General features: G+C 29.3%; 29 protein-coding genes. 8 read left to right on the top strand and 21 right to left on the bottom strand.

Annotated elements, in window-relative coordinates:
• Nucleotides 1-178 precede the first annotated feature (178 nt).
• The 3 genes from L1S49_RS07865 to L1S49_RS07875 all read left to right on the top strand — a co-directional run bounded on the left by L1S49_RS07865 (nucleotide 179) and on the right by L1S49_RS07875 (nucleotide 1,979).
• Nucleotides 179-1,447, top strand: a complete 1,269-nt coding sequence (locus tag L1S49_RS07865; RefSeq protein WP_238903387.1) for a hypothetical protein — start codon at nucleotides 179-181, stop codon at nucleotides 1,445-1,447.
• Between the two features lie 145 nt (nucleotides 1,448-1,592).
• Nucleotides 1,593-1,748 carry a hypothetical protein gene (locus L1S49_RS07870; RefSeq protein ID WP_156337802.1) on the top strand — a complete coding sequence of 52 codons (156 nt, stop codon included), beginning with the start codon at nucleotides 1,593-1,595 and terminating at the stop codon, nucleotides 1,746-1,748.
• A gap of 66 nt (nucleotides 1,749-1,814) precedes the next feature.
• Nucleotides 1,815-1,979, top strand: coding sequence for a hypothetical protein (locus tag L1S49_RS07875; protein WP_156337801.1), 165 nt, complete (start codon nucleotides 1,815-1,817; stop codon nucleotides 1,977-1,979).
• 979 nt (nucleotides 1,980-2,958) lie between these two features.
• On the opposite strand, the gene L1S49_RS07880 is transcribed toward L1S49_RS07875, so the two are convergent.
• From L1S49_RS07880 to L1S49_RS07895, 4 genes are all read right to left on the bottom strand, one after another.
• Nucleotides 2,959-4,023 (bottom strand): YncE family protein, encoded by a 1,065-nt coding sequence (locus tag L1S49_RS07880; RefSeq protein WP_238903389.1) that lies wholly within the window; start codon nucleotides 4,021-4,023, stop codon nucleotides 2,959-2,961.
• A gap of 211 nt (nucleotides 4,024-4,234) precedes the next feature.
• Nucleotides 4,235-4,624 carry a hypothetical protein gene (locus tag L1S49_RS07885; protein ID WP_238903391.1) on the bottom strand — a complete coding sequence of 130 codons (390 nt, stop codon included), beginning with the start codon at nucleotides 4,622-4,624 and terminating at the stop codon, nucleotides 4,235-4,237.
• A 101-nt stretch (nucleotides 4,625-4,725) separates the two neighbouring features.
• Nucleotides 4,726-4,857 (bottom strand): FeoB-associated Cys-rich membrane protein, encoded by a 132-nt coding sequence (locus tag L1S49_RS07890; RefSeq protein ID WP_238903394.1) that lies wholly within the window; start codon nucleotides 4,855-4,857, stop codon nucleotides 4,726-4,728.
• A 27-nt stretch (nucleotides 4,858-4,884) separates the two neighbouring features.
• Complete coding sequence (locus L1S49_RS07895) at nucleotides 4,885-6,108, bottom strand: C40 family peptidase (protein WP_238903396.1); 1,224 nt, start codon at nucleotides 6,106-6,108, stop codon at nucleotides 4,885-4,887.
• A gap of 483 nt (nucleotides 6,109-6,591) precedes the next feature.
• Here L1S49_RS07895 and L1S49_RS07900 point away from each other — a divergent pair, with 483 nt between their 5' ends.
• Nucleotides 6,592-7,221 (top strand): recombinase family protein, encoded by a 630-nt coding sequence (locus L1S49_RS07900; protein WP_238903397.1) that lies wholly within the window; start codon nucleotides 6,592-6,594, stop codon nucleotides 7,219-7,221.
• 169 nt (nucleotides 7,222-7,390) lie between these two features.
• Here the strand turns inward: L1S49_RS07900 and L1S49_RS07905 are convergent, their stop codons facing one another.
• The 13 genes from L1S49_RS07905 to L1S49_RS07965 all read right to left on the bottom strand — a co-directional run bounded on the left by L1S49_RS07905 (nucleotide 7,391) and on the right by L1S49_RS07965 (nucleotide 17,327).
• Nucleotides 7,391-7,891 (bottom strand): GNAT family N-acetyltransferase, encoded by a 501-nt coding sequence (locus tag L1S49_RS07905; protein ID WP_238903398.1) that lies wholly within the window; start codon nucleotides 7,889-7,891, stop codon nucleotides 7,391-7,393.
• Nucleotides 7,892-7,967: 76 nt separating this feature from the next.
• Complete coding sequence (locus tag L1S49_RS07910) at nucleotides 7,968-8,591, bottom strand: class I SAM-dependent methyltransferase (protein ID WP_238903399.1); 624 nt, start codon at nucleotides 8,589-8,591, stop codon at nucleotides 7,968-7,970.
• A 19-nt stretch (nucleotides 8,592-8,610) separates the two neighbouring features.
• A complete protein-coding gene (locus L1S49_RS07915; protein ID WP_238903400.1) occupies nucleotides 8,611-8,751 on the bottom strand; it encodes a hypothetical protein in 141 nt (46 codons plus the stop codon).
• A 13-nt stretch (nucleotides 8,752-8,764) separates the two neighbouring features.
• Nucleotides 8,765-9,202 (bottom strand): MarR family transcriptional regulator, encoded by a 438-nt coding sequence (locus tag L1S49_RS07920; RefSeq protein WP_238903401.1) that lies wholly within the window; start codon nucleotides 9,200-9,202, stop codon nucleotides 8,765-8,767.
• A gap of 157 nt (nucleotides 9,203-9,359) precedes the next feature.
• Nucleotides 9,360-9,764: an arsenate reductase ArsC gene (locus tag L1S49_RS07925; protein ID WP_238903403.1), complete on the bottom strand. Its 405-nt coding sequence runs from the start codon at nucleotides 9,762-9,764 to the stop codon at nucleotides 9,360-9,362.
• A 92-nt stretch (nucleotides 9,765-9,856) separates the two neighbouring features.
• The gene (locus L1S49_RS07930; RefSeq protein WP_238903405.1) at nucleotides 9,857-10,351 is read right to left on the bottom strand and encodes an arsenate reductase ArsC; all 495 of its coding nucleotides are present in this window, start codon (nucleotides 10,349-10,351) and stop codon (nucleotides 9,857-9,859) included.
• An 83-nt stretch (nucleotides 10,352-10,434) separates the two neighbouring features.
• Entirely contained in the window at nucleotides 10,435-12,087 is a 1,653-nt protein-coding gene (locus tag L1S49_RS07935; protein ID WP_238903407.1) for an FAD-dependent oxidoreductase, read from the bottom strand.
• A 36-nt stretch (nucleotides 12,088-12,123) separates the two neighbouring features.
• Nucleotides 12,124-13,194 carry an ACR3 family arsenite efflux transporter gene (arsB, locus tag L1S49_RS07940; protein ID WP_238903410.1) on the bottom strand — a complete coding sequence of 357 codons (1,071 nt, stop codon included), beginning with the start codon at nucleotides 13,192-13,194 and terminating at the stop codon, nucleotides 12,124-12,126.
• Between the two features lie 106 nt (nucleotides 13,195-13,300).
• Entirely contained in the window at nucleotides 13,301-14,377 is a 1,077-nt protein-coding gene (gene arsB, locus L1S49_RS07945; RefSeq protein ID WP_275299549.1) for an ACR3 family arsenite efflux transporter, read from the bottom strand.
• Nucleotides 14,378-14,500: 123 nt separating this feature from the next.
• Nucleotides 14,501-14,728, bottom strand: a complete 228-nt coding sequence (locus L1S49_RS07950; protein WP_238903412.1) for a DUF4177 domain-containing protein — start codon at nucleotides 14,726-14,728, stop codon at nucleotides 14,501-14,503.
• A gap of 93 nt (nucleotides 14,729-14,821) precedes the next feature.
• Nucleotides 14,822-16,564, bottom strand: a complete 1,743-nt coding sequence (gene arsA / locus L1S49_RS07955; RefSeq protein WP_238903414.1) for an arsenical pump-driving ATPase — start codon at nucleotides 16,562-16,564, stop codon at nucleotides 14,822-14,824.
• 21 nt (nucleotides 16,565-16,585) lie between these two features.
• The gene (gene arsD, locus L1S49_RS07960) at nucleotides 16,586-16,972 is read right to left on the bottom strand and encodes an arsenite efflux transporter metallochaperone ArsD (protein ID WP_238903416.1); all 387 of its coding nucleotides are present in this window, start codon (nucleotides 16,970-16,972) and stop codon (nucleotides 16,586-16,588) included.
• 19 nt (nucleotides 16,973-16,991) lie between these two features.
• The gene (locus L1S49_RS07965; protein ID WP_238903418.1) at nucleotides 16,992-17,327 is read right to left on the bottom strand and encodes a metalloregulator ArsR/SmtB family transcription factor; all 336 of its coding nucleotides are present in this window, start codon (nucleotides 17,325-17,327) and stop codon (nucleotides 16,992-16,994) included.
• A 352-nt stretch (nucleotides 17,328-17,679) separates the two neighbouring features.
• Here L1S49_RS07965 and L1S49_RS07970 point away from each other — a divergent pair, with 352 nt between their 5' ends.
• Nucleotides 17,680-18,171, top strand: a complete 492-nt coding sequence (locus tag L1S49_RS07970; RefSeq protein WP_238903420.1) for a hypothetical protein — start codon at nucleotides 17,680-17,682, stop codon at nucleotides 18,169-18,171.
• A 278-nt stretch (nucleotides 18,172-18,449) separates the two neighbouring features.
• Here L1S49_RS07970 and L1S49_RS07975 read toward each other — a convergent pair whose 3' ends face one another.
• The 4 genes from L1S49_RS07975 to L1S49_RS23400 all read right to left on the bottom strand — a co-directional run bounded on the left by L1S49_RS07975 (nucleotide 18,450) and on the right by L1S49_RS23400 (nucleotide 19,732).
• The gene (locus L1S49_RS07975) at nucleotides 18,450-18,737 is read right to left on the bottom strand and encodes a helix-turn-helix transcriptional regulator (protein ID WP_238903422.1); all 288 of its coding nucleotides are present in this window, start codon (nucleotides 18,735-18,737) and stop codon (nucleotides 18,450-18,452) included.
• A gap of 228 nt (nucleotides 18,738-18,965) precedes the next feature.
• Nucleotides 18,966-19,250 carry a DUF4158 domain-containing protein gene (locus L1S49_RS07980; RefSeq protein ID WP_238903425.1) on the bottom strand — a complete coding sequence of 95 codons (285 nt, stop codon included), beginning with the start codon at nucleotides 19,248-19,250 and terminating at the stop codon, nucleotides 18,966-18,968.
• Nucleotides 19,251-19,253: 3 nt separating this feature from the next.
• Nucleotides 19,254-19,364 (bottom strand): helix-turn-helix domain-containing protein, encoded by a 111-nt coding sequence (locus L1S49_RS23395; protein WP_343073971.1) that lies wholly within the window; start codon nucleotides 19,362-19,364, stop codon nucleotides 19,254-19,256.
• A gap of 92 nt (nucleotides 19,365-19,456) precedes the next feature.
• Nucleotides 19,457-19,732, bottom strand: coding sequence for a recombinase family protein (locus L1S49_RS23400; protein WP_343073973.1), 276 nt, complete (start codon nucleotides 19,730-19,732; stop codon nucleotides 19,457-19,459).
• Between the two features lie 149 nt (nucleotides 19,733-19,881).
• On the opposite strand from L1S49_RS23400, the gene L1S49_RS07990 reads away from it, so the two are divergent.
• The 3 genes from L1S49_RS07990 (at nucleotide 19,882) to L1S49_RS08000 (ending at nucleotide 23,066) form a co-directional block, all read left to right on the top strand.
• A complete protein-coding gene (locus L1S49_RS07990; RefSeq protein WP_238903427.1) occupies nucleotides 19,882-20,001 on the top strand; it encodes a ferredoxin in 120 nt (39 codons plus the stop codon).
• 385 nt (nucleotides 20,002-20,386) lie between these two features.
• A complete protein-coding gene (locus L1S49_RS07995) occupies nucleotides 20,387-20,617 on the top strand; it encodes a heavy metal-associated domain-containing protein (protein ID WP_238903429.1) in 231 nt (76 codons plus the stop codon).
• An 85-nt stretch (nucleotides 20,618-20,702) separates the two neighbouring features.
• On the top strand, nucleotides 20,703-23,066 hold the full coding sequence (locus L1S49_RS08000) for a heavy metal translocating P-type ATPase (RefSeq protein WP_343073972.1): 2,364 nt from the start codon (nucleotides 20,703-20,705) through the stop codon (nucleotides 23,064-23,066).
• Nucleotides 23,067-23,266: the final 200 nt, after the last annotated feature.

Below are 23,266 nucleotides of genomic sequence, written 5' to 3' on the forward strand. Positions count from 1 at the left end.
TACTAGTTTATAAGATCTCTATATTATTAAATATTAACTTAAATATAAGTATTCAAGCCAAATAAATACTTTTTATCAGATATATTTTTTATAATTCTCATTACCATTTCATATAAATTATTTACATTTTATGTTATTCTATATTATATCATAATGTATATTATCGGAGGCATAAATAATGAGCGATACAAAATTAATTGAAATTGTTAATCAATATAAGGTAGATTCAGAATCAGTCTATAACACTTGGTTTATACATAATGAAACTAGAATGAAAGCTTTTCGATCTATTCGTCGAGGAGTAATTGATATTATTAATTCTATTAAAACTAACTCATTCGGAAATGATTTTAAAGGTTCTCCACTTGAATTTGTTTTAAAATGTATTACTGAACAAAAACAAGTTTTTGAAGGTGCTGCTCATCCATTCTATTGGAAACCAAAACTTAGAATTCCGGATATTTATGAGAATGAAGAAAATAAAATAATATTGGGACAATTCTTAGAATCTTGTTTATCAGCTAATAGTGCAGATAAGCTAATAAAAGAAATTGTAAAACTAGATAGTTATAAAATTAAAGGTCTAGGCCCTGCTGTAGCAAATATACTTTATTTTTTGCATCCTACACTAATGCCTCCGTTTAATACAGCTATGGTAAATGGTTTTAATGCTATATTTTCTGATAAAAAGAAACTTGGTTCATGGACTGATTATTTACAAATGAGAGAAGTAATTATAAGAACGAATGAAGAACTTAATCCATTATTGTCAAAAGACTTAGGTGCAATCTCTGGATTATTATTCGATATAGGTATTGGTAAAATTTCTTTGACTGAAAACTGGGAGGTATCACTAAAATTTGAAAAAGCTAAGTTAGAGAAGGCTTTAAATAAACGCCATCTCGAAGTCCAGAATGAAATTAAAGAAGAATCTGAACATCTTAAAATGCAGTTTTTATTAACTGAGATTGGTAATTCTTTAGGTTATGATGTTTTTGTTGCAATAAATGATAGGACAAGATCTCTTAATGGTAAAAGCTTGGAGTTTATTACTATTCCTGAACTACCATCTCTATCTCTTCCCAAAGAAGTCTTAAGGACAATATCACTTATTGATGTTATCTGGATAAATAAACAATCCAATGAAATTGAATGTGCTTTCGAAGTTGAAAAAAGTACTTCTATATACTCAGGAATTCTGCGATTAATTGATTTAGGATTATCACTAGGTTCAAAAGAATCTAATTTTTTTCTAGTAGCGCCTGATTTACGAGAAAAAGAAATAATTACGCAATTAAAACGTCCATCTTTCAAAGATATAGAATGTATCACCTTAAGATATATATTGTTTTCTAACTTATATAAAAACTGTGAGTCTTTATGTACATTTGGAGATGATTATAAAATATTATATAAGATTGCAAGTAAGGTTAATTCTTGTCTTTAAAATTGCATCTAAAAAGCTTTGATAATATAAGTCTTATCAAAGCTTTTTTTACTATATTTATAGAATAATATACACCTCCATAATTCCTCCATAATTCTTTTTTATAATTAATTTATAGATAAGAAAACATAAGGAGAGAATACTAATGATGAATTTGTTACGATACTTATTTAGCAAAAAATATAGAATAAATTATTCAAAAAAAATCTTAAATAATTACAATGATGCTAATGATAAGCTTGAACAAATATATAAAGATGTTCACTACACTCAAAAAGTATCAGAAAATCTATGTACTTAAGCTTCATAAGGGTATTAATTGATATAAGATTATAAACTAACTTGTGTAAATAAAGGAGGATATTAAATGATGAATTTATTAATATATTTATTAAACAAAAATTATAGAGTGAATTATTCCAAGAAGATTTTGAGTGATTACAATGAAGCTAATAAAAAGCTTGAACAAATATATGAAGATATTTATTACACTCGTAAAGTATCAGAAAATCTATGTGCTTATGCCTCATAAGGATATTAATTGATATAAGACTATGAATTAACTAAAGAAAACAGGGGGTATTGTTATAAAACTCAAGAAAATACTTTATATTATCTCACTCTCAATTATAATTATCGTTTTATCCTTAATAACAATAATTAAAATTAGTACTTATATTAATGATAATTATAACTTAACACTAAATAATGAAGAAATAGAAGACAAAGCCTCACTTAAAATATTTGCTACACCTTATATAACTAAAGAAAAAACTGGTGAATCTGAAGAGTTTGGTTCAATTGTCAATTCTATAGCAAATACAAATTCAAAGCTAGTTGAAACAATTGTCATTGATGCAGGTCATGGAGGGTATGATTCAGGTTCTATAGGAGTTATTGGTACAAAAGAAAAGGATGTTACATTAGAAATTTCTTTAAAACTAGGTTCTATCTTAGAAAAAAGAGGTTTTAATGTTCTATATACTAGAAAAAGTGATAAAGTTACTTGGCCTTCTGACAATAAACTAGATATATCAGCACGTGCAGATATATCTAATCAGGCAAATGCTGATATTTTTATAAGTATTCACCTAAATACTTTTAAAGACAAAAATGTTACAGGTACAGAGACATATTACAGTAAACTAAGCTCAGAAGGTAAAGAATTAGCTCAGTTAATTCAAGATGAGATTATAAAAAATGTTAAGTCTAAAAATAGAGGTATAAAGACAGAAGAATTTTCGATTCTAAAAAAAGTAGAAGCTCCTGCCATACTAATTGAGTTAGGTTATATCACTAACAAAGGTGAGGAATCTTTACTTATTAATTCGAATTATCAGCACACTCTTACTGAAGCTATTGCTACAGGTCTAAATAAATATTTGACCCCATAATATCAATAGCTTTGTAAAATTAATTGCCCTCACATTATTCTTATAATTTCATATAGATACAAATCCATAATATCCCTATCAAACAAATAGTTTGATAGGGATATTATTTTAATAACTTTATTCATTAATACTTATACCATTAGGTGTACTATCAACTGAAATAGTATCTATTATATTATTTGTACTGTTATCTATAACACTAACTGTACTATCATACATATTAGTAATATATACGAATTTATTATCAGAACTTACTACTACACCATGAGCTCCCTTTCCAGTTTCTATCGTTGCAACTACTTGTTTTGTTGTTAAGTCAACTTTTGAAACAGTATTAGAAGGATTCTTTTCAGTTCCTTGATTAGCAACATATGCATATTTATTATCTGGCGATAAATAAACTTGGGCTGGCCCTACTCCTACTGTAATTTTTTCAACTTTATCTGAATTCAAATCAACTATTGCTATAGAATTTTCAGCATTTATTGCAACCACTAATGTCTTGCTATCTTCAGTCACACCTGTAGTTACTGGAGTACTTCCTACCTTTATTTTTTTTATTTCCTTATTACCTACGATATCAACTACACTTACTGTGTCTTCTCCCATGTTAGCAATATACGCATATTTACTATCTGCTGATATCCTAAAACCATGAGGTCCTTTCCCAACCGCTATATTATTAATAAGCTTATAATTTTTAGCATTAATTATAGATACATTATTATCCTCATTATTAGTTACTAGTGCGAATTCACCATTCTTTGTAAATACTATATGTGCAGGATGTTTTCCCACCTCAACTTTTCCAATCTCCTTTCTAGTTTCAATATCATAAAAAAATGCTGATCCATTCATGCTCATGGAGCCATGCTCTGTTTTTCCTTCTTCCATCTTTACTGCTGAAGTATAAGCAAAAACTTTTCCATCTGGTGAAACCTGAATATTATGTGGTGACCCTTCATCTTTTATAGTTTCAACTACTTTATTCGTAGCAAGATCTATTATAGATATACTTCCACCTTCATTAGCTGTGAATATGTATGATATTTTTTTCTTTTCAACTTGAGCTTCTGTATTAGGTGTTTTAGTTTCCTCTTTTGCTGAGTTTCCGCAAGATACTAAAGCCAATGCCAGTAGTAAAGAACTTCCTATTACTTTAAAACATTTAGATTTATACATTTTTTCCTCCATTTTAGCTTTTATTTTATTAATTGATAATCACTAATTATAAATTTAAAACTATTTATTTACCATTAGGTTATCCTATCTGTCTTACAAATATGAATTTAAAATAAAGTTATATTATGGCTTATGAGTAGACAATGCACAAATACGGGCATAAAAAATGAGAATCTCAAATCATCATGAGATTCTCATTATAATTATTAGTTTATTCTTGAGAGTCTTGTGTATTTCCTTTTCCCATCATCGAGTTATGCATATTAATCATAACTTCTTTATCTACAGATTCCATCATTCTGCCCATTGATTCATAATCGTTATTTTTCATGATATCTATCATTTTATTATATTGTTCATCGGTCACATTATTCATAAACTCACTCATATATTCAAAGTCTCTATTTTCCATAGCATCAGCAACATTTTTAAATCCATTTTCTTTCATTATATTTATCATGCTATTTTTGTTCTTTTCAGACATCATTGATAACCTAATGTTAGATTTATTAGGAGCAATGTATTCTTTTGCATATGCTATCTTTACCAAACCTATTGTTAATACGGTTGTACCAATTAACGCTAAAAATCTTTTTTTCATATCTCAGCTCTCCTTATATTTAATACTTAGTCTATATACATATTCTAAGATACATTTATGGAGAGATTATGGAGAGATTATAAAAATGTAATTTATTCATATTACTTTTTATATTTTTCCTTCAATTCATTTCCTCCTTCACAACAACATGAAGATTTTTTTCTTATCTTCTTATATATTGTAAGAACAGAAAACAATACTATACCCATAGTAATTAAAACTTCTATAATCAATAAAAATACCCACCATAGTATTTTTCTCTACATTACTCTTCTAGCTGCATAGAATGACCAAACTTTTGATACTTTTACTACATCTCCTGTCTGAGGAGCATGTATCATTTGCCCGCCTCCTACATATATACCCATATGCCCAGGACTAGTAAATACCAAATCTCCTGGTTGTAGATCAGAATAACTCACAGGAACTCCATCATTTATTTGTGTAAATGTAGTTCTAGATATAGATATACCTACTTGTTTAAAAACATACTGTGTAAATCCTGAACAATCAAATACATTAGGACCAGTAGCTCCCCAAACATATTTAGCTCCTAGTTTGCTATAAGCTATGGAAAGTAACGTTGAACTTGATGCTGAACCCGTCACAGGTGCAGCATTCCCTCCCCTACTTAATGTAGTCACTGGTGCTTGTTTTTGCTGAACCAGAGTTTTTGCTTTTTCAATTAAGTTTACTAACTCACCATCAATCTCTGAACTCTTAACATTCTTTCTTAACTCCCTCAAAGTTGAAATAGCATTATTCAAGTCATTAACTGTACTACCAGAATTATCAATTATAGTTTTAAATGGCTTATATAGTTCTCTCTCTGTTGTTGCTAAATCACTGGCAAATTTTTCATACTCTTCTTTAGCCTGATTTATGTATACCATTTGTTCTTCTTTTTTCTTATTCAGCTCATCCAATTTAACCTTATTATCCTTATTTAATAATTCAATTTCTTGAATATTACTTTCTAAGTTGGATATATGGTCATTATACTCTTTTTGTTTATCCTCAAGATCACCTATAATTTGTTTATCTAAGCTCATTATTTTTCCAACAGCTTGAGCTTTAGCAATTAAATCACCTAAACTATTAGAACTTAATAAAATTCCAATATAACTTGCTTGTCCACCAGATTTATAAAGCGCCCGCATTCTTAAGCCAAAGATTTCTTCTTTTTCTTCTAATTCTTTTTTTGTTTCTTGTATTTGTTTCTTTACGCTTTCTATTTGATTATTTGCATCTGCAATTTTCCTAAGATTTTCCTCTACAGCTATAGCTATTGGCTGTATTTGCATATCTAGCTCGTCTGCTTTATTTTGTAGTTCCGCATACTTGCTTTCAGCTTCTGATACCCTTTCGCCCTTTTCATCAAGTATTTGCTGTTGTTCTTCTGTTAAAGGTTCAGCCAATACTTGTATACCTGTTCCAAATAATAGTGAAACAATAAGTAAAGCTGATATTGCTTTTTTCTTCATAACATCATAGTATTACTATAATAAATTAGTAATACCCTTCCTCCCCTCAATTGTTTATTAAATTATCTGCAACAATAATTTTTTTATTTCTGTAATACTGTTAACTCATCTCATTTCCATTTAAGAGAATTAACTAATTACTTTTCTTAATCATACTACTCATTCTACCTATATTTTTCTTCATTTTTAATAGATAAAATTTCTTCATATAATTTTATATAAGTTTACTATTTTTATATGAAGATATAATGAAGATATAATATTCTTGAATTTTTTAAGGTTTCTTAAAAATAACTCATATAACTTTTATATTTTGTAAACTAATGTCTATAAATCAATAGATTTAATGGACACTTTTTCATATCCATATAATTAAGATAATTAGTACTAGCTATTTAAAAAAGTGTCTACAAAAAAACTATATGATTTCACAGACCATATACATAATTTATGTTATTCTATAATATATAAGGGTGTGATTATTTGATATTTGGATACGTAAGGATAAGTACAAACAAAGAAAGTCAAAAAACTGATCGACAATTAATAACACTGAGAAACTATTCTGAAGATAATAATTTTATTTTTGATAGAATTTTTGAAGAAAGAATTAGTGGTACAGTAAAAGCAGAAAACAGACCCCAGTATGATGAGTTAAAAAAACAACTAAGAAAAGACGATATAATAGTTATCACAGATATAGATCGTTTAGGCAGAAGCGCTGATGATGTTATGATGGAATTAAAGATTTTAAAATCTAAGAAAATTAAGGTCGTTGCATTAGATGTTCCTCACATGAATGAATGGAATACTATAAATAACAATAGCTTATATGATATGATAATAGACATTGTTATAACTTTAAAGGCACATATGGCACAACAAGAAAGAGAGAAAACAGTTTCTAGAATAAATCAAGGGTTGCTTGTTGCTCGAGAGAAAGGAACAGCTCTTGGAAGACCAAAGGTATCATTACCAAAAGATTTTATCAAAGAATACAATAAATTTAAAAATGGAGATTATGGAAAGATAAGTGCTAAAGGTTTTGCTAAAATGTTAGGTATAGGCAGATCCACATTATATAAATACATAAATATCTATGAAGAGATTTAACTAAAACTAGCTTTTTAACTATTAAATATACTGTTCAATCCAGAAACCTAAATACTTAAATAATAAAAAGAAAGTTATAGATATAGGATAGTTAGTATAAGTTTCTACTAATCCTATATCTTTTTATATAATTTATCAAAGTTCATCTTCTATTCGTAATTATAATCATTTAAATCATTCCGGCAATATTACTTCTTCTTTCAAGCAATACAACATCATGCCATGTTCCATTAGGCATTTTAGCAATTCTTTCTCTTGTACCAATTTCTCTGAAACCGCATTTTTTATGCATTTCTATACTTCCACAATTCTCTTTTATAATTGAACAATATAATGTCCAAATTCCATTTTCTTCACTTTGTTCAATTAAACTTTTTAGAAGACTTGTTCCTATACCATTTCCTCTATACTCCGCTTTTATATATATGCTTACTTCAACTACTCCCTCATAACAACTTCTACTAGAAGTTGGTCCTATAGACACCCAACCTAATATCTCATCATTAGAACGTGCTACTAATCTACCTATTTCAAGATGTCCTTTATCCCATGCTTCCCAGGTAGGAACTTCATTTTGAAATGTTGCTAACCCTGTATTAATCCCCTGTAAGTAAATCTCTTTAACTTGCTCCCAATCTTCTGATCTCATTTTTTCAACTTCGTAGTTCATCTCTATTCCCCTTTTTACTAAACTGAAAGTATTTAAATCTTACAAATATCCTTTTGTATTAATACTTTTTTACCTATTACTTTTCACCACAAGCAATAAAAATACTTATACTAGCTTTTTCGCATCCACAAGTTGATTCAGCACAACAATTCCCATCAATACTTCTAACCATGATATTTTCTAAACCTGCTGATGATAACCAGTTTTCAATATCATCTCTCCTAAACCCCATCCATCTATCATGATGCTCAGTTTTTAAAAATTCAAAATCATGTTCATCAAGGTCAGTAATAACTAGCTTACCACCAGGTTTAAGTATTCTTACCATTTCTTTAATTGCGAGTAATGGTTTTTCTACATGATGAAGATACATATTTGCCATAGAATAATCAACTGTATCATTTTTAATTGGTAAGTTTTCTGATTCACCTTGAAGATACGCTATTCCCTTAAAAGAATTGAACTTTTCTCTCATCTGTTCAATCATTTCTTCCGATCTATCTACCGCTATGACAGTCAATCCTTTTTTAATCAATCCTTCCGTTATAAAACCAGTGCCTGCACCAATATCAGCTGCTAGTTGTCCTACTTTTACCCCTGCAACTTCATACGCCCTATCTCTAACTTCTTCTGAAAAAAAATCTTTTCTAATAGTATCCCACTGATTAGCTACATTTTGAAAATAGACTTTACTATCCATCTACTAATCCCCCTATTAATTAACAACAAAATCTATATTTATTTTTTATATTCTTCTTACATTCAATCTCACAAAAATCACTCAATACTTTTTCTCTATCATTTTCTGAAGCTATACAATATAACAATATAGCTGCAATTACTAATCCACCTATTAACATAACTTATCCCTCCTTAATTATTAAGTTCACTTTTATTTATAGCTTCAATAAGTATATCTATACTGTCTAACACTTGTTGTCTTTTTCCTTCTGGAATCTCATCATATATCTTCTTAAAATAATTACTCATATCATTTTCAATTTCTTCAAAAATTTTATACCCTTTATCTGTAAGTGATATTGTTACATACCTTCTATCCTCAGGATCTATATCTCTCTTAGCTAAATCATTTGAAACAAGATTATTTACTGTTCTACTCATTGTGCTATTTTCTAAATTTAATAATTCAGCCAATTGATTTAAGGAAATATTATTTGCTCTCCCTATTTCTACTAAAGCATGGCATTGAGACATTGTTATTTTGCAACATGAGTATCCATTATCTTGTAAAACACCAAGTTTTCTTTCTAGTATTCTTATTGATTCTCTTAATTTTTTTGCATTAATCATAATTAACTACCTCCTACAACTATTGTACTATCTAATAGTTGTATATTGCAATTATCATTTAAAATATTTTGATAAACTAGATTTATTCTTTCTATTAATTAAAGACTCCTACAAGTATTTAATTACCATACTTATAGAAGTCTTTAGTGAAACTTTATTAAATTTCATTATTCAATATTCTAAGTTTTAAATCATCAACTTTTTCTTTTATAGTTTTAGCTGTTTTTATAAACTCTTCGTCATCTTTGCCTGTCGGATCATCTAATCCCCAATCTTCTGTATGTCTAGCAGGTAAGAATGGACAAACTACATTGCATCCCATCTTTACTACAATATCTACTTCTGGTATATCTGTTAATAGTTTAGATCTATGTGATTCATTCATATCAACCTCATACAAATCTTTTATTATTCTAACAGCATCTTGATTAATTTGATCCTTAAGTTCAGTTCCTGCTGAGTATGCTTCAAAAACGTCAGAAGCGTATAATTTACTTATGGCTTCAGCCATTTGAGATCTACAAGAATTGTGAACACATATAAATGCAACTTTTGGTTTCATAATTTTATCCTCCAAATCATCCATATTCTCCATAATAGTTTTAAAAACATATTGGAGAATATTAGCCTAGTTCATGTATATTTATATCTAAATTATTTACAACACTCTTTACCATACTCATCTTTTAATATATTATCTAATTTTTCCTTTATAGATGCTCTATCTAACTTTTCCATAGGCAAAGAAAGAAGTATGTTAACTCGTGTAATTAAGTCATTTTTTAACCTTTTATACTGTTTCAGAATCTCTTCATCAGTACCTTCAAAATATTTTGGATCAGGCAATCCCCAATGGGCTTGAATAGTATCACTACTAATGTTTGGGCATTGATTTCTCATTTTATCACATAGAGTTATTACAAAATCAAATTCTTCATCTAGAAAATTATCTACTGACTTAGTTTCGTAATTAGTTATGTCTATACCTAGTTCTTGCATTGCAAGTAGAGCATAAGGGTTAACATCCTTTGCAGGACAGCTTCCTGCACTATATGCAATAAACTCACCATTTCCCTTTGAATTTAGTATAGCTTCAGCAATTTGACTTCTAGCAGAATTTTGTGTGCAAAGAAATAATACTTTTCTCATTATAATAAGCCTCCATCAAAATTATATTTAGGTACTCTTATAGTTCTTTATTTATACTAATCCTCATAAAACTATTGTTACTATTATTCTTTCATTATTTTCGAATAGTTCTTATTTCCACCAGACAAATTATATACATTTTTGAATCCCATGTTTAATAATATATTTTGGGTAGCATTACCTGTAACACCTTTATTGCAGTAAGTTACTGTAAGCTTTTGTTTATCAAGTGAGTTTGCTTTTTCTCTTAATTCTTTGTGAGGTATATTTATTGCTCCATCTACATGTGATACCTCATATTGATTTGGTTCTCTTGTGTCTATTACAATTAGATCTTCATTATTATTTATTTTTTCTTGTAATTTATTAGGGGTAATTAACTTTCTATTGCTATTTATATCATTAGTTAATATCATTCCAGTGTACATAACTGGATCTTTTGTTGTTGAAAACGGTGGAGCATAAGCTAAATCTAGATGGAATAAATCGCTAACCTTAGCTCCAAAAGTAATGGCAGTAACAAAAACATCTATTCTTTTATCTACTCCCGCTTTTCCTACTATTTGTACTCCTAATAACTTTTCAGTCTTTTTATCAGCTACGGCTTTTATAAGCATTTCTTCACCATGATAATAGGGAGGTTTATCTGGCTTAATGTTATGGGATACACTAATATCGTAGCCTTCATTTATTGCATCTATTTCAGTTAGCCCCGTTTGAGCTACTACCATATCAAATATTTTGAATATACCTGTTCCTAAGATACCTCTAAACTCTAAATCTCCACCGGTTATTTGATCTCCAGCGATTCTTCCCATTTTGTTTGCAGTAGATCCAAGTGGTCTGTATAAGTGTTTTCCTGTAACTATTGAATAGCTTTCAACACAATCTCCACATGCATATATATCTTTAATGTTTGTTTGCATCTTATTATTTACTTTAATAGCTCCAGTTTCACCTATTTCTACTCCAGCATTTTTAGCTAGTAAAACATTGGGTCTAACACCTGTAGCTACTATTACCATATCAGTCTCTATACCTTTACCACTTTTTAAGAAAGCTTTTGTAATAACTGAATCACCTTCAAATTTTACAACTCCATCATTTAATATTACCTTTACTCCATGTTTTGCTAGATTATCTTTCAAATATAGTGATACATCTTTATCTAATGGTTTCATTAGATGATCTTCCATCTCAACTACAGTAACATCTATTCCAAGTCTTTTTAGATTCTCAACCATCTCAAGACCTATGAATCCTGAACCTACAACTAGTGCTTTCTTCGGTTTATTTTTCTCAATATAGTTCTTTATTTTATCTGCACTTATAACATTCCTAAGTACAAAAACATTATCTTTATCTATACCTTCAATTCTAGGAAATATTGGTGTCGCTCCAGTTGAGATAACTAATTTATCATACTTTTCATTAAAAACTCTATTATCTATCAAATTTTTAACTTTTAATTCTTTTGCATTTACATCTATATTTAAAACTTCATGTTGTGTAAATATATCGACATTGTACTTATTCTTAAAGAACTTAACGTCTCTAGGTACTAATTGTTCTCTCTTTTCAATTTCATTTCCTATGTAGTAAGGGAGTCCACAAGATGAATAGGATATTTCCTCCCCCATTTCAAATATTTTGATTTCTGCATTTTCATCATTTCTTCTAGCCTTAGCAGCTGCCGATGTTCCAGCTGCAACAGCACCTATTATTAATATTTTCATAAGTCATCTCCTTTTTAACTAAAGTAACTTAATATTTTAACTACTTCTAATTGGTAAACCATTTTTATCAAAATACTTTTTTTTAAATATTAATGCTAAATTCACTAATCCAATCATAACCGGTACTTCAATTAGTGGTCCTATAACGGCTGCAAAAGCTTGGTCTGAATGTATCCCAAAAACAGCCACAGATACGGCAATTGCTAATTCAAAATTATTACTTGCTGCTGTAAATGCAAGAGTAACTGTTTGATCATACTTAAATCCTGATTTATAAGACATATAAAAACTAATTAAAAACATAATTGCAAAATATATAAGAAGTGGAATAGCTATTCTTATTACATTAATAGGATTGTTTATAATTTCTTGACCTTTAGTAAGAAACATTATCATTATTGTATATAAAAGAGCTATTAGAGCTAATGGCGAGATACTAGGTATAAACTTTTCTTCAAACCAATCTAATCCTTTAGCATTTACTAGAACAAATCGTGTTAAAAATCCTGCTAAGAAAGGAATTCCTAGATAAATTAGTACACTTTTTGTCACTTCAAACATCGATATATTTATAGAAGTATTTCCCCAAGATAATCCTAACCAATTAGGAATTACGTTGATAAACAAATATATATATGCCGTATACATTAGTATTTGAAATATAGAGTTAATTGCTACTAATGCAGCACAATACTCATTATCACCTTTCGCTAAAGTATTCCAGACTATTACCATGGCTATACATCTAGCTAACCCTATTATAATTAATCCTACCGCAAATCCAGATAAATCAGGTAAAAATATAACAGTAAGAATAAACATTAAAATTGGCCCTATAATCCAATTTTGTATAAGAGATAAAATAAATACTTTTTTATCATTCTTTACCTTGCCCATTTTCTCATACTTTACTTTCGTTAATGGTGGATACATCATAATAATTAATCCTATAGCTATAGGCCATGAAATTGTACCTGTACTCATTTTTTCAATGCCTGTAGCTGTATTAGGAAACAAATATCCTAATACAACTCCTAAAAACATTGCAATAAAAATCCAAACTGTTAAATATCTATCTAAGAAAGATAGCTTACTTTTATTCTCCATTTTTACATCTCATCCTTCATATAATTATCATATATTTTTACTACATTTCTAATAGTAAGCTATAGTATATCTAATCAAATAAATTATTAATTACTTTTACTATTATCTAATTTAACAAATCACTTTTATCATTCCTCGCAGTTGGAAACCAGTGTTTTGTGCCATTGGCAATTTTAACAAGAATCAGCATAATGGGAACCTCTGTTAAAACTCCTACAGTGGTAGCCAATGCAGCAGGTGAGCTAGTTCCAAATAAAGCTATTGCTACTGCAACAGATAATTCAAAGAAATTTGATGCTCCAATCATTCCTGCAGGAGCTGCAATATTATGAGGTAACTTCAATCCCTTACATGGTAAGTATGATATAAAGAATATAAAAAATGTCTGAATGGTCAATGGTATTGCAATCAAAAGTATGTGCAATGGATTATTAAGAAATACCTCACCTTGAAATGCAAACAATAAAATCAGTGTTAGTAACAAACCGATAGTTGTTATATTATCAAATTTAGGCAAAAACTGTTTCTCAAAATATTCAATACCCTTTTTCCTTGTCATAAATATTCTTGTAATAATTCCGCCTGCAAGTGGTATTACAACGAATAATACCACAGATAAAATTAATGTATCCCATGGTACTGATACATTGCTAACACCTAAAAGGAACTTAACAATTGGTACAAAAGCAACCAGAATAATTAAATCATTAGTAGCTACTTGAACTACAGTATATGCAGGATCACCTTTTGTTAGAGTACTCCAAACAAATACCATCGCCGTACATGGTGCTGCTCCAAGAAGCACAGCTCCTGCAAGATATTCTTTAGCAAGATCTGGAGTAATAAAATTTTTGAAAATTACATAGAAGAAAAATGATGCAAAAGCGTACATTGTAAAAGGTTTAATAAGCCAATTAGCCACCCATGTAACATATAACCCCTTAGGATTTCTCCCAACATTCTTAATACTTTTAAAATCCACCTTCATCATCATTGGATAAATCATTATCCAAATTAGTATAGCTGTAGGTACTGATACCTTAGCGTATTCAAACTCATTTAAAAATGAAGGAATGCCAGGTAAAAATTTACCTATAAAAACTCCTACTATCATGCAGAAAGCTACCCAAATAGTCAAATACCTCTGAAAAAAACCGATACCTTGAATTTTTTCTTTATTCATTAAAATCACCCCTTACTGTATATATCTGCACTAATTTATACTTTATATAATTAATGATGTTTTTTATAGAACAGTTTTTGTAAATATTTATCTAATATATAAACAAATCATTTATATTAATCTTTATATATAATTGTTGCTTTTAAGCTTGTGATAGGCCTTTTTTAATATAATTGAATCGCTATCTATCCCTGATGGAACTCCTAATGATTGAGTTTGCTTGTTTATAACCCCTACAAGCTCCCATCCATCTTGACCATATTTATTTAACTTTTCTTCTAATGTTAAATTATTATCTATACTCATAAATTTATCCAGTGTAAAAACTTTATATTTCCACTCTGTATCCATAATCTCACTCCTTTTAATTTCTATCTTTGTTCAACAAAAACTGTCCTAGAATATTCAATTACTATGCTTGAAGCATAGTATTGAAAATTACTTTTAATCTAATAAATTCAAAAGTTCACTTCCTTTTATTTCTTCTGCCTTCCATTCAATCACAGCAAAATTTCCATTAGCTATTTCATTAACTTTATTAATCCAAGGAATCTCATTATTAGCTTTTGCCTTTAAAATCTCATTAGTAGTATTGGTTGCATATAAGCTTGAATTTATAATCCACCACTTGCTATTTATTCCAGCACGCTTTAAATCATCTTCTAGTCTTTTTGCTTCATAAACAGGAGTTGTTTCAGCTAATGTTACTATAACTACTTCTGTTTCAGCTTCATTTCTTAATCTAGGTAAAAGTTTTTTTACTGATTCAGGAATATCTCCTTGAGATCTTTCTATCTCTCTATGATAGCTCTCAGTTGAATCTAGCAATAAAAGAGTGTGTCCAGTTGGTGCTGTATCTATAACAACTATTTCATTTTCAGATTTCTCAACTATCTCTGCAAAAGCTCTAAATACTGCTATTTCTTGAGTACATGGAGATCTTAAATCTTCTTCAACATATTCTAAGTCTTCTTCACTCATGGTTTCTCTAGCTTTTTTTAAAACTTCTTGTGTATACTTTTCTAATTCCTTTTTCTCATCTATATTACTTAAGGTAATTCCATAACTTTCATCTAAAACAAATTTAAGATGATGAGCTGGGTCAGTAGTAGTTAAGTGTACTTTTTTACCTTTATTAGCTAAACCTAATGCTATAGCTGCAGCCATTGTTGTTTTTCCTACTCCACCTTTTCCCATAGTAAATATAACTTTCTTGTTAGAATTATATAAATCTTCTATTACCTCATTTAACTTAGGTATTTCATTAACATCTAACTTTTCATGATTATATTTTATATTATCTTCTTTTAGAAATGCTCTTAAATTCTCAATACCTGTTATATTGTATGGTCTTAAAGGAATCTCAAAGGTTTCTAAATTCTTTAAGTGTTCTGGTATATCATCTAAAGCAATTTTTTGTTTATTAAATATATTATTTGATAATTCATCATCAGGATTTTTAAGAACTCCATTTATAACAATGATTTGATTGTTTACACCAATATCCTGAAGTTCTTTTGATGCTCTTTCGGCTTCTTTAAGTGGTGAATCCTCTGGTCTAGATACTAGAATAAGAGTAGTTAAATCTCCATTTGCAAGAGTTTTAACTGCATTTTTATAAATCTCTTTTCTATCTTCAAGACCTGCTAGTTGACCTAGACATGATGCCCCATGTTTGCTTTCACTTATAAAGTTACTCCAAGCTGATGGAAGTTGTAACATTCTAAGAGTATGGCCTGTAGGCGCTGTATCAAAGATTACATGATCAAACTCATTTTTCACCTTATCATCTGTTATAAAGTTTGAGAATTCATTAAAAGCTGCAATTTCAACTGTACAGGAGCCTGATAATTGCTCTTCCATATTCTTAATAACTACATCAGGAAGTTTTCCTCTATATGGTCCTACAACACTTTCTTTATATTCTTTTGCAGCTTCTTCTGGATCAAAGTTTGCAACAACAAGGTTTGGAACTTCATCTATTTCTACCCCTTTATTGTTTAAAGTAGTACTGAAGACATCTTGTAAATTTGATGCTGGGTCCGTACTTACAAGCATGATTTTTCTCCCCTGATCAGCTAGTGTCATAGCAGTAGCACAAGCTGTTGAAGTTTTTCCAACACCACCTTTACCTGTAAAAAACAAATATTTAGTTAGTTTAATATCATTTAAATCAAATTTATTCAAATTGAAAATCCCCTTTCTATTCTAGCAACAGCCATCCTTACATCCACAGCTTTTAGGTTTAAGCTTCATCTCTGCTTTTTTAATAGAAACCTTAAGATAATCTTCTGGAATCTCTAAATGCTTACAAAATTCTTCATTTGAAAGATAACCTTTAGTTTTAACAACTTCACCATCTACTAAAGTTACAGGAAGAGTATCTACTCCATCACTATTTAAGATATCATTAATAACTTTATTATCTACAAAAGCTTGTGGATTACTAGATAAGTTATGTCTTTCAACAACTACACCATTGTTTTTTAAGTTATTTAATACAGTTGAAACTCTTAATAATTCTGGATCAACTCCTGGTCCACATACTCCAGTTGAACAACACATAGCAGGATCAAAAATAATCATTTTTTTCATAATTAGCAACTCCTTAAATTTATATTTTATCATCACATTTATTTTCATTATCTGAGTCTTTACATATGCAATCATCAGTATCGGTAATAATACCCATTAAATATAAGACTAGTTTGTTAGCACTTGAAACATCTAAAGAATAGTGACTCCATAGGCCCTCTTTTCTAGATTTAACAAGTCCACAATCAATTAATACTTTCATATGATGAGATAAGGTTGGCTGCGTAAACTCAAAATTCTCCAATATATCGCAGGCACATTTTTCACCACAAGATAAAATATCAATTATTTTTAGTCTACTGGCATCTGAAAGAGCCTTAAAAACTTTAGCATTCTCATCATAACTATTTTTCATAAAATCACTCCTTATATAGACGACTATCTATATATAATATAGACCACTATCTATATAGTGTCAATAGTATCTTTGTTAAATTTAGATTCATCTAGATATTATATTCATATTTATCTATATATAAGTATTTTATTCTTTTATTTGCTAAATGTTACAAAAATAAATAGAGTAGAAATCAATTAATGGATTTTAATAAATATTTTGGAAGAAATCATATATAAGTCTCGTTAAATTAATCTTTAATTTTAACTTACTAAAAATAATTATTCCCTTAAACTGAATAGTATAGAAGTAAAATATGATATAATTTTATAAATTAAACTGAGGTAAATGAAAGGAAATCAGATAACTTATGATCTTTCTAAATTGGTTATGGAATATAGTAACAAGTACAATATTTACAACTGTTATCATAGGAGTGTTAGTGTTTATTATTGGTCAATTTATTTTAAAATTTTTAATTGAACCTTTATCAGAGTATAAAAGATTAAAGTCAAAAATAGCATATGCTTTAGTCTTTTATGCAAATATGTATTCTAATCCTACAGAAATTACAGAGGAATTTATAAAAGATATTGAGGCTGTAAAGAACTTAGAGGAAGCAAAATTTTACATGAGAAATCTATCAGCAGAATTTTCAGGTTGGTTACAGGTTATGCCTTTTTACGGTTTTTTCAGTATTATTAGAATTATTCCTTCAAGAAAAAAAGCAGATGAAGTACGAGGATATTTAATAGGAATCTCAAACAGCTTAGCTTATTCTAAGGGAGTAAGTATGCATAATCTTATTGATGCGAATTATAAAAGACAGCAAAAAATATCTAAAATATTGAAACTTCACTAAATAGCAAATTTATATCATCTTACAAAAAGAATACTACTTAATATCTTATAATCAAAAAAATTATGAAGAAAAACTCCAATAACTTAAATATTGGAGTTTTTACCATTGCAGCATATTATAAAAAAATATATCTTAATATTTTTAATAGATTTAATTTTTATACTAAATAAATTTTCATTTTATTAATTAATCATTCTTTGAATTAATCAATAGTTTTTATTTCAATAAAATAATATTTTCTACTATATCCATTAGTATACTATCTATAATTACTAGGCTTATAAACATTCCTCTAAATTAATTTTCACTCCTAATGCGACTGTATATCTTAAAAACACATCCAATCTAACATCACTATTTATATTTTCTATCTTTGATATTACTTTTATTGGTATACCACTTCTTGATGCTATTTCTTCTTTAGTTAAATTTAAACTTTTCCTTATATCAACAAGACTTTTAATTAACTCATATTTGTTATGAAAAAAATCTGCATCTTTTTTTAAACTCGGATTTTTTTTTAATTCTTCTTCTAATGATTTTGTAAAATCTACTTCACCAAACATACGAATCCTCCTTCTATATGATTAAAGCGTTCCATCTAATCGTAATTATATTATAGGGGTCCAGAGCACAATTCGTGCAAAAGTAACGCTAAGAAAATTAGGCTTCCATAAATTACAGTATATGCATTTATGGAAGCCTTTTTACTGTCCGTTTTTGAAACAGTAATTTACTAATAGAATAATACTTTATTTTCATGTTGGAACTATTACACATTTCCATTATAAAATTTACAATAGAACGAAGTGAAGGAAAAAAGCGAGAGGATGGAATAGAATTACAAAAAAAATAGCATATGTATGCATAAAATACTTCTGTTTCGATAATTTTAAACTATTAGCATATTGTACAGCAAAACCAAGTCGGTTATAATCCCTTCTATGCCGATTAATAATTTCAATATCATTTTCATTTAGTGTATAATGCCTTGCAATTTCCCATTCACTTATATTCTGAGGTATTTGAGTAAATTCAAGTCGTTGTTCTTCCGTTAATAATATTTCAGGAGTTGCCATAGATTACACATCCTTCTCATTAATTCTTTTTTCAGTATATTTATATAAACTTGTTTTACTTATATCAGTTGCTTTTGTAATCTCTGAAATAGAATATTCTTTGCTATCATACATTTTCAAAGCTAATTCAACATCTTTATTAGGCTTTGATGGTCTCCCACCCTTCCTTTCCCTGGCTCTTGCACTTTCAAAGCTTCCTTGGTCCTCTAACTTATCAAATCTCTCTCAAACTGACTTATACCAGCAAATAATGTAAACATTAGCTTCCCTTGTGGAGTAGTAGTATCAATCCAAGTTTCCTTTAAACTCTTTAGATCAACTTTCTTTTTTTCTAACTGCTCCATAATCCCAAATAAGTCCTTTGTAGATCTACTCAAGCGAGTAAGGTCACAAACGACTATTACGTCACCAGGTCTAATATTATCAAAAAGCCTATCAATCTCAGGACGTTCTTTTTTAGTACCTGTAATTTTTCGAGAAATATTTTGTCACACCCACAAGCTTTTAATTGATCTATTCGCCTATCTAAATTTTGTTTACTTTTACTTACTCTCCCATATCCTAAAAGCATAATCTACCTCCATATTAGTTCTTTCAAATATACAAAATAATATATAAGGAATTGAATTTCATGAAGGCTTTTTTTGATAAGAATCGTTGTATTTTCTGTGGGATGTGTGGAGGAATTTGTTCAGATGTTTTTAGAGCTGATTTTGACAACAAAGCTGTAGCGTTAGATTTGAACTTATAGGAGAGCTACTCTTTTTGCACGATATGCAGAAGCAGTGTGCCCAGTTGGAGCCATATCAATTAAGGTATCACCTTAACAGAAAATAGACAATGTTAACAATAAAGAAATATAAAAGTCCTTGAATACTTAATGCGTATTTAAGGACTTTTAGTTTGTGATTTCGACGGTAATACCCTGACCAAGATCCCTCCACCACAAACAATGTTTTTTGTGCTTTATTGGGTGCAGCCCAATTCTATTGAAACCCAACAGGGCGTAAAACACCTTTATTGTATTTTTTACACAAAATTATAAATCTTATATTGACAACTGCATAGAAATATTAGACAATAATATATGAGCATATGAGCATATGGGCAAATATAGAATATTGGAGGATATCAAAATGAACGTAAAAAAGGAATTATTCTTACAAGGTTTAAATTGTGAAAATTGTGCAGGAATCATTAGAGAAAAGGTTAGTCAGCTCGAAGGTGTAAACTCAGCTAAGATAAATCTTGACGATAAAATACTTAGCATAGAAATTAATGATGAGGATGTATGGAATAACATTTTAATGACTACTAAAAATATTATTAAAGATAAAGAGCCACATGTAGTTGTTACTGAAAGATAATTAATAGATATCTAAAATAAATCAAATACTATTATAAATAGCTTATTGTTAGCTATTTATAATAATATTAATAGGAGGCGTTGTAGTGAGTACGAGTAGTAAGAAAGAATTTATTTTGGAAGGATTAGGTTGTGCAAACTGTGCAGCTAAAATGGAAGATAAAATCAAGCAACTAAATGGAGTCTCAAATGTATCGATAAATTTTATGAATAAGACATTATCCATAGAAATAGATAATTCCTCTAAGCCAAAGGATATTGTAGAAAATGTAAATAACATAGTGAAAAGTATAGAATCTCATGTAATAGTTAAGGAAAAGGAAACAGAAACAATAGATAAGAAGGTACTTTTGCTAAAGGGACTTGGTTGCGCAAATTGTGCATCTAAAATTGAAGCAGAAGCAAATAAGCTAGATTTTGTAAAAAGTGCTTCAGTAGATTTCGTTTCAACAAAACTTAACATTGAGCTCAATAGAAAAATAAATATAAATTCTATAGTAGAATCTGTAGATAGTATTGTTAAGAAAATAGAACCAGATGTAGTAGTAGTTTATGAAGAACAAGATAGGAGAAGTACCCCAAAAACTGAGGAAGAAGAAAATGGTACTAAGAAAGAGGCAATCAGGCTAGGAATTGGGGCAGCCTTTTTCATTGCAGGTAGTATTCTAAATCTTTCCTTCTGGCCCGAGTTAATTATATTTTTAATAAGTTATATTATAGTTGGTGGAGAAATAGTATTAAAAGCATTAAAGAATATAACTAGAGGACAGATATTTGATGAAAATTTCCTAATGAGTATAGCAACGATTGGTGCATTTGCTATTGGAGAGTTTCCAGAAGGGGTAGCGGTTATGCTATTCTATCAAGTAGGAGAACTATTCCAAGATATAGCAGTAAATCGTTCAAGAAAATCTATTGCAGCATTGATGGATATAAGACCTGATTATGCAAATTTAAAGGTTAGCAATGAAATTAAAAAAGTATCCCCAGAAGAAGTTAGTATTGGTGACATAATCATTGTAAAACCAGGAGAAAAGATACCACTAGACGGAAAGATTATAGAAGGAAACTCTATGGTAGATACTTCTGCATTAACAGGAGAGTCAGTACCAAGGGAAGTAGAAGTTGGAAATGACATACTGTCAGGTTGTATTAACAAAAATGGTGTATTAACTATAGAAGTAACTAAAGAATTTGGTGAGTCAACTGTTGCAAAAATACTTGATTTGGTTCAAAATGCAAGCAGCAAGAAAGCACCAACAGAAAACTTTATAACAAAGTTTGCTAGATACTATACACCAGTAGTTGTTATAGCTGCATTGCTGTTAGCAGTAGTACCACCATTAGTTGTTCAAGGAGCAACCTTCTCTCAATGGATATATAGGGCTTTAGTATTCTTAGTAATTTCTTGCCCTTGTGCCCTAGTTGTTTCTATACCTTTAGGTTTCTTTGGAGGTATAGGGGGTGCATCGAAAAACGGAGTGTTAATAAAAGGAAGCAACTACTTAGAAGCACTTAATGATGTAGATACAGTAGTTTTTGACAAGACAGGAACCCTAACAAAAGGTGTATTTAAAGTTACTGAAATAAATTCAATTAAGGGCATCAACAATGAAGAATTGTTAGAGTATGCTGCATATGCTGAAAGTTACTCAAATCATCCTATTGCACATTCTATATTAAAAGCATACGGTAAAGAAATTGACAAAGAGAAAATAGAGAATTACGATGAGATTTCTGGTCATGGAACTAAAGTGAAGTATAGAGGAAAAGAAATATTAGCAGGTAATGTAAAATTAATGAAGAAAGAAAATATTTCTTATAATCAAGAAGAATTAGCTGGTACAGTAGTTCATATGGCTGTGGATGGAAAATATGCTGGATATATTTTAATCTCAGATGAAGTAAAAGAAGATTCAGCGGCAGCTATAAAGGCACTAAAAAGTGTTGGCGTTAGAAAAATAGTTATGCTTACCGGAGATAATAAAATCGTAGGACACAAAGTTGCTAAGCAATTAGGTCTAGACGAGGTATATGCTGAATTGCTTCCAGACCAAAAGGTTGAGAAAGTAGAGATGTTAGATAAACAGAAGACACCTAATAGAAAGTTAATTTTTGTAGGTGATGGAATAAATGATGCTCCTGTACTCGCTAGAGCAGATATCGGTGTAGCTATGGGTGGACTTGGTTCTGATGCAGCAATTGAGGCAGCAGATGTTGTTTTAATGACAGATGAGCCTATGAAATTAGTAACAGCAATTAAAGTCGCTAAGAGAACTAGACGTATAGTGCTGCAGAATATTATATTTGCACTAGGCGTTAAGTTTATAGTGTTAATACTTGGAGCAATAGGTATAGCATCTATGTGGACTGCTGTATTTGCTGACGTAGGGGTTTCAGTGTTAGCTGTTATAAATGCTATGAGAGCATTAAAGGTAAATAAACTATAATATATTTTATAAGTCTGCGGTAAATAAGCTGCAGACTTATATTGTGAGTAAGTTTGTATTAAAGCATTAACTGAATAGATTAACACTAAAGTAGATAATAAGATTAAAAATATGGATATTATATTTAAGGAAACTGTACATGATGCTACTACAATTGACGCTTTGAATTTGTATTAGTATAATTATTGAATAGGACTTTT

Origin of the sequence: Clostridium sp. YIM B02506, assembly GCF_022324845.1 — a bacterium.
GTDB classification, from domain to species: Bacteria; Bacillota; Clostridia; order Clostridiales; family Clostridiaceae; genus Clostridium_T; species Clostridium_T intestinale.